Below are 5,358 nucleotides of genomic sequence, written 5' to 3'. Positions count from 1 at the left end.
TAGGGGAGTAGGGGAGTAGGGGAGTAGGGTGGGTTCGAAGGCATTCCAAACATACTCCCTTGTTCCCCTACTCCCTTACTCCCATAAATTCTAATTCCGCAGCGCCAGCTGATCCGTGATCTCAAACCGCTCGGCCACCCCGACGCGGATCATGTTGAGGCTGCCTTCCCGGGTGAAGCGGAAGTCTCCGGGCGCGTCGGAACCAGCCGGCTGGCCGGCACGGAAGGAGATGATGCGCGTGCCGCCGTCGGGCCAGGTGACCGTGACGTCTGCCTTGTCGGCGGTGCGTACGACGTTGACCTTGCAGCGCTCCATTGGCTGGCCGACATAGCGGGCGCAGGGAATCTCGGGATCCGGCGGGACGTCAGGCGCCGCCAGCGCCCGTACGTACGCATCCTGCATCGCGGCGCGGCCGATTTCGGCGGCGGATTTTGGCGTGCTTTCGGCTGCCGGGCCGGCGCCGCCAAGCCGCGCTGTCAGGTCGGGCGGCGGGACCGGCGCGCTGTTGGCTGAGCCAGTAGCCTGCGATTGATCCGGCGCCGAGGCGTGCCCGGCGTCATTGGCGCTGCCGGTGGAGGCAACCACCGGCGCATCGGCCGGTCTTGTCTCGCCTTCGACATAGGGGGCCGGATTGAGGGGGATGAGATAGCGCGCCGGCGCCCAGCCGCTCAGCTTCTCCTTGCCCGTGCTTTCGACCTTGCACCATTTGTAGCCGTTGATGTCGTTGCAGCCGAGATTGGTGACCATGTCGCCGCTGCTCAGCCGCGCCTCGACCGTGGCGACCGGTGATGCGGTGGTGCGGACTTTGAGAAGGTCGTCCGGCGCCAGACCGGTGACGACGGAGATGACGAGCTCCGGCGCCTCTTGGGCCATCTCTTCAGCCATAGCGGGGGCAATCACCGGCCACGCCGTCATCAACAGCGGAGCCGCAATCAGCGCATGGAGGGTTGTTCGGAGCGTAACTGTGCGCCTCATCGTTTGGCCGTGCGCTGATACCGTGCCGCGGCGGATCGAGCCCGCCGCAAGCCCGGCCGGTTTTATAAGGGACGATGCGGCGCCATGTAAGCCCGAAAATTCGGCTCGCCGTTTCGCCAGCCTCAACCCGGACCGCCGGGCCGTGAGGCAGCTCAGCCGCACGGGCGTGAACGCGCAAGAGCGTTCAGCCGGGCATGAACGCAAGAGCGTTCAGCCGGGCAGGGGCATGAAGCCGGTTCTGAGCGCGTGAGCCCATTCCGGCCGGCCCGCCTGTTCGGCCTGCCTGGCGGCCGCCTCGTGGTCGTAGTCGACGGCGATGGCCTCGAAGCGGTCGGGCTGGCCGTTGCTGCCCAAGGTGACGATGCCGTAGCGCGCATACGGCGAGCCCTGCTCGGAGACATGCGCCGGCGGTGTGGAATCGTCATAGGCAGGGCAGCCGATGCTGCCCGGATTGAAGATGACGGGACCATCGGGGACGCGGATCAGTTCCGCGCGGTGGCTGTGGCCGCACAGCGCGATGCGGCAAGCCGGGTCGAGCGTCTTCAGCCGCCGCCGGATCGCCGCCAACGGCGCACGCACCAGCTGGCCATTGACGATGGTATCGGCGAGATATTTCTCGTCATGGTCGGGACGGGCGTGGAAAGCGATGATTCCGGGTGCGATCTCCAGCGTCAGCGGCTGGGCGAAAAGCATCTGGCGCTGCGTCTCGGTCAGCCGCGCCTGCGCATAGACGTCGGAGGGCCACATGGTGTCATCAGCGGGGTCGGCGGCGACACGGCGGTCGTGGTTGCCGCGCACCGTCGGCAGGTTCAGCGCCTCCAACCGCGCAAACGTCTCGCGCGGCCACAGCGGGCCGGAAACGCTGTCACCGAGATTGACGGTCAGGTCGGCGCCGCCGCGCCGCTTCAGATCGTCAAGCACGGCGTCCAGCGCCAGCACATTGCCGTGGATATCGGCGAGGACGGCGATGCGCATTTTCGGGAGGCTCCTGTGTGACGCCGCTTTTCCTTTTGCCCACGTCCGTGGGGCGAGGAACCCAAGTTCTGCAAGGTCAGGCGTGGATTTCGATGTCGTGGCCGCCGACCGCCGGCAGTGCCGGATCGTCGCCGGCGGCGGCGATGACGCTGTCGAGCAGGCCGGGGAAGCGGGCGTCGAGATCGGCGCGGCGCAGTGTGATCATGCGGTTGGTGCCGACCACTTCGGCGCGGGTGACGCCGGCCTCGCGCAGTTTGGCCAGGTGATAGCTCAGATTGGTCTTCGAGCCGAAATCGAGGAACTGGCTGCAGTTCAGCGGCACGCCCTGCTTGCTGGCGAGATAGCGCACGATGGCGAGCCGGGTCGGGTCGCCGAGCACGCCAAGCACAATCGGCAGGCTGATCTGGTCCGTATTGGGGTGTGGCAAGGTCATGGCTCGAAACTAAGCACAGTCGGGTCCGATTTCAACGCATCCATCATTGTTGGCCCGCACGCGACCTTTCTCCGTCTGGCGCCGATGCTTCCGACCTGTCCTGACACAGGGCTGTCAGGAAGGTTCAGCTATTTTTCCCTGGCTTCATTGACATGATGCCCTATTATGTCCAATTGTTCAATAACTTTTGAACTAAGGACATCCCGCCATGGACAAGCGCCTTTTCTGGCTCGCGCTCGGATCGTTCACGATCTCGACCGAAGGCTTCGTCATCTCCAGCCTTCTGCCCGACATCGCGGCGGATGCCGGTATCTCCATTCCGCTGGCCGGCACGCTGATCACCGCCTTTGCGCTCGCCTATGCGATCGGCACGCCGATCCTGGCGACGCTGACAGGCGAATGGGACCGGCGCCGCGTCATCCTGTGGACGCTGGTGTTCTTCGTGCTCGGCAACATCGCCGCTGCCTTGAGTTCCTCCTTCGAACTGCTGCTGGTCGCGCGCATCGTCATGGCGCTGTCGTCGGGCCTGTTCGCCGCAACCGCGCAAGGCACCGCGGTGGCGCTGGTCGATGACCATCACCGGGCGCGTGCCATCGCCGTCGTCGTCGGCGGCACCACGGTGGCCGTTGCCCTGGGCGCGCCACTGGGCGCGCTCGTTGCCACCGTTGCCGGCTGGCGCGGCACCTTTTTTGCCATCGCCGGTCTTGGCGCGCTTGCGGGCGCGATCCTGTGGTACCGGCTGCCGCGGGGCATCGTTGGCACCAGGCTGCCCTTGAAGCGCAGGCTGGCGGCAGCGCTGCGTCCCGGCGTGATGCCGATCCTATTGACGACAGTGCTGGCGCTGATCGGCGCCTTCACCGTCTTTGCCTATGTCGCGCCGCTTGCCATCGAGGGCGGCGGTCTCACCCAGATCGCGCTGCCCGGCATGCTGCTTGCCTTCGGCGTCGGCGCCGTCATCGGCAACATTGGCGGCGGCCAGGCTGCCGACCGGTTCGGCGCGACCCGCACCGTCGGCTGGTCGCTGGCGCTGAGTGCCGGCATGCTGGTCCTGCTGTCGGTCATCCCGACGTTCCTGCCGCACCATATTGCCGGGCCGGCTCTGATGGCGATGATGGTGCCGTGGGGCATCGTCGGTTGGGCGTTCCCGCCGGCGCAGGCGAGCCGCATCATCAAGCTGGCGCCCGATGCCGCCCCGATCGTGCTGTCCCTCAACGCCTCGGCACTCTATCTCGGCGTGGCGCTGGGCGCCGTGGTCGGCGGTGCCGTGCTGCGCTACGGCGCGCCGGCCGATCTCGGCCTGGTCGCCGCGATCTTCCCGATCATCGGGCTTGGCATCGTGGTGGCCGGCCGCCGGGCGGCTCGGCCTGTAGAGATGCCTGCCGAGTAATCTCTTTGAAAGCCGTCGGCCGGCTCAGCTGGCCGGCGGCAGATCGAAATCCAGCGCGGCGATGTCATCCAGCGCCGCGCGCAGCTTTTCAGCCTTGTCCCTGCCGACGACATGCTCGAAACGCTGCTGGGCGATCTGCCACAGTTTCATCGCGGCCTCAAGCTTGGCCAGCCCCTGCGGCGTCAGCCGCACACGCTTGACGCGGCGGTCCTCCGGATCGGCGAAGGTCTCGACATAGCCGTCGCGGATCAGTGGTTTCAGCGTATGGCCGAGCGCCGACAGGTCCATGATCAGCGACGCGGCGATGGCCCCCATCGCCGGCTCGTCGCCGATATGGATCTGGTAGAGCAGGCCCTGCTGCGTCGCCTTGAGGCCTGACGGCTCCACCACATCATCATAAAACTTGCCGAGCTTGCGCGCCGCGCGGCGCAGCGCGGCGTTGTTGCAGAGCGTGAGGCCGGGCAAGCTGTCCTTTGACATGATGGTCCTTGGCGCCGGCGAATGAGGCCCGGCTGCTCCCCTCAAATAATCCCCGTCCGTATCATTGACAAGATAGTGGCATATGCCTACTTCCCAATTAGTGGTATATGCCACTAAATCAATCACGCGGCTTTCGGTAGCGCGGCAGATGCCACGGCGCCGGGTCAGTCGAAACGAACCAGATCAGTCGAAGAAGGAACAGGACAATGAGTGGACAGGGCAACAAGGGCACGGCGGTCGTCACCGGTGCTTCGTCGGGCATCGGCGCGGTCTATGCCGACCGGCTGGCGGGGCAGGGCTACGATCTGGTGCTGGTGGCGCGGCGCGCCGACCGGCTGGAGGAACTGGCCGGGAAGCTGCGCCAGACCTACAGCCGCAAGGTCAGCGTGATCAGCGCCGACCTTTCCAACGACGACGACGTCCGCCGCGTCGAACAGGCGATTGCCAGCGACGACAGCGTGACGCTGCTGGTCAATAATGCCGGCCTTGGCGGCCAGTCCGTGGTGGCAACCGCCGATGCGGACGCTGCCGAACGCATGATCAAGGTCAATGTCATCGCCCTGACGCGGCTGACCCGTGCCGTGCTGCCGGGGTTTTTGGCGCGCAACCGAGGTGCGGTCGTCAACATCGCCTCGGTGCTCGCCTATGAGACCTCGTTCGGCGGCATCTACAGCGGTACCAAGGCCTATGTCGTCAACTTCACCGAGGCTCTGCACCGCGAGGTCGAGGGTACGGAGGTGAAGGTGCAGGTGGTGCTGCCGGGCGCGACACGGACGGATTTCTGGGAGCTTGCCGGCAGCGATATCGACCAGCTTCCGAAGGAAATCGTCATGAGCGCCGACCATATGGTCGATGCGGCCCTTGTCGGCCTTGCCAGGGGTGAAGCCGTCACCGTGCCGGCGCTCGCCGAGCCGGCCAAACTGGACATTTTCCTCGGTGCCCGGCAGGCCTTCTACGGCAGCCTGCACGCCGACAAGCCGGCGGCCCGCTACGCGGCTTGATCTGGCAAGGCTGGTTCGCTTTGCGAACCAGGACCCCCACCCCGCTGCTCCGCAGCGACCCTCCCCACAAGGGGGAGGGGGAGGGCGCGCCTCGTCCGCCCATGCGA

Annotated in this window: 6 protein-coding genes; 2 read left to right on the top strand and 4 right to left on the bottom strand. The window is 66.3% G+C overall.

What is annotated here, in order from left to right; translation table 11 throughout:
* Window positions 1–90: 90 nt before the first annotated feature.
* The 3 genes from EOB80_RS34025 to EOB80_RS34015 all read right to left on the bottom strand — a co-directional run bounded on the left by EOB80_RS34025 (window position 91) and on the right by EOB80_RS34015 (window position 2,383).
* Window positions 91–885 carry an SH3 domain-containing protein gene (locus EOB80_RS34025; RefSeq protein WP_348629546.1) on the bottom strand — a complete coding sequence of 265 codons (795 nt, stop codon included), beginning with the start codon at window positions 883–885 and terminating at the stop codon, window positions 91–93.
* 300 nt (window positions 886–1,185) lie between these two features.
* Window positions 1,186–1,950 (bottom strand): metallophosphoesterase family protein, encoded by a 765-nt coding sequence (locus EOB80_RS34020; protein WP_127321977.1) that lies wholly within the window; start codon window positions 1,948–1,950, stop codon window positions 1,186–1,188.
* A gap of 76 nt (window positions 1,951–2,026) precedes the next feature.
* Window positions 2,027–2,383 carry a helix-turn-helix transcriptional regulator gene (locus tag EOB80_RS34015; RefSeq protein ID WP_127260980.1) on the bottom strand — a complete coding sequence of 119 codons (357 nt, stop codon included), beginning with the start codon at window positions 2,381–2,383 and terminating at the stop codon, window positions 2,027–2,029.
* Window positions 2,384–2,591: 208 nt separating this feature from the next.
* Here EOB80_RS34015 and EOB80_RS34010 point away from each other — a divergent pair, with 208 nt between their 5' ends.
* Complete coding sequence (locus EOB80_RS34010; protein WP_127332349.1) at window positions 2,592–3,770, top strand: MFS transporter; 1,179 nt, start codon at window positions 2,592–2,594, stop codon at window positions 3,768–3,770.
* A 24-nt stretch (window positions 3,771–3,794) separates the two neighbouring features.
* On the opposite strand, the gene EOB80_RS34005 is transcribed toward EOB80_RS34010, so the two are convergent.
* Window positions 3,795–4,250 (bottom strand): MarR family winged helix-turn-helix transcriptional regulator, encoded by a 456-nt coding sequence (locus EOB80_RS34005; protein WP_127332347.1) that lies wholly within the window; start codon window positions 4,248–4,250, stop codon window positions 3,795–3,797.
* 206 nt (window positions 4,251–4,456) lie between these two features.
* Here EOB80_RS34005 and EOB80_RS34000 point away from each other — a divergent pair, with 206 nt between their 5' ends.
* The gene (locus EOB80_RS34000; RefSeq protein ID WP_127332345.1) at window positions 4,457–5,251 is read left to right on the top strand and encodes an SDR family oxidoreductase; all 795 of its coding nucleotides are present in this window, start codon (window positions 4,457–4,459) and stop codon (window positions 5,249–5,251) included.
* Window positions 5,252–5,358 lie beyond the last annotated feature (107 nt).

Source organism: Mesorhizobium sp. M7A.F.Ca.MR.245.00.0.0, assembly GCF_003997415.1.
Taxonomy (GTDB): domain Bacteria; phylum Pseudomonadota; class Alphaproteobacteria; order Rhizobiales; family Rhizobiaceae; genus Mesorhizobium.
The sequence above is the reverse complement of the archived record's forward strand: the minus strand, read 5'-3'. Positions and strand labels throughout refer to the sequence as shown.

Excerpts from the sequence above, each read along its gene's own strand:
- EOB80_RS34000 (WP_127332345.1), top strand. The coding sequence starts at position 4,457 with ATGAGTGGACAGGGCAACAAGGGCACGGCGGTCGTCACCGGTGCTTCG.
- EOB80_RS34020 (WP_127321977.1), bottom strand. The coding sequence starts at position 1,950 with ATGCGCATCGCCGTCCTCGCCGATATCCACGGCAATGTGCTGGCGCTG.
- EOB80_RS34005 (WP_127332347.1), bottom strand. The coding sequence starts at position 4,250 with ATGTCAAAGGACAGCTTGCCCGGCCTCACGCTCTGCAACAACGCCGCG.
- EOB80_RS34015 (WP_127260980.1), bottom strand. The coding sequence starts at position 2,383 with ATGACCTTGCCACACCCCAATACGGACCAGATCAGCCTGCCGATTGTG.
- EOB80_RS34025 (WP_348629546.1), bottom strand. The coding sequence starts at position 885 with ATGGCTGAAGAGATGGCCCAAGAGGCGCCGGAGCTCGTCATCTCCGTC.
- EOB80_RS34010 (WP_127332349.1), top strand. The coding sequence starts at position 2,592 with ATGGACAAGCGCCTTTTCTGGCTCGCGCTCGGATCGTTCACGATCTCG.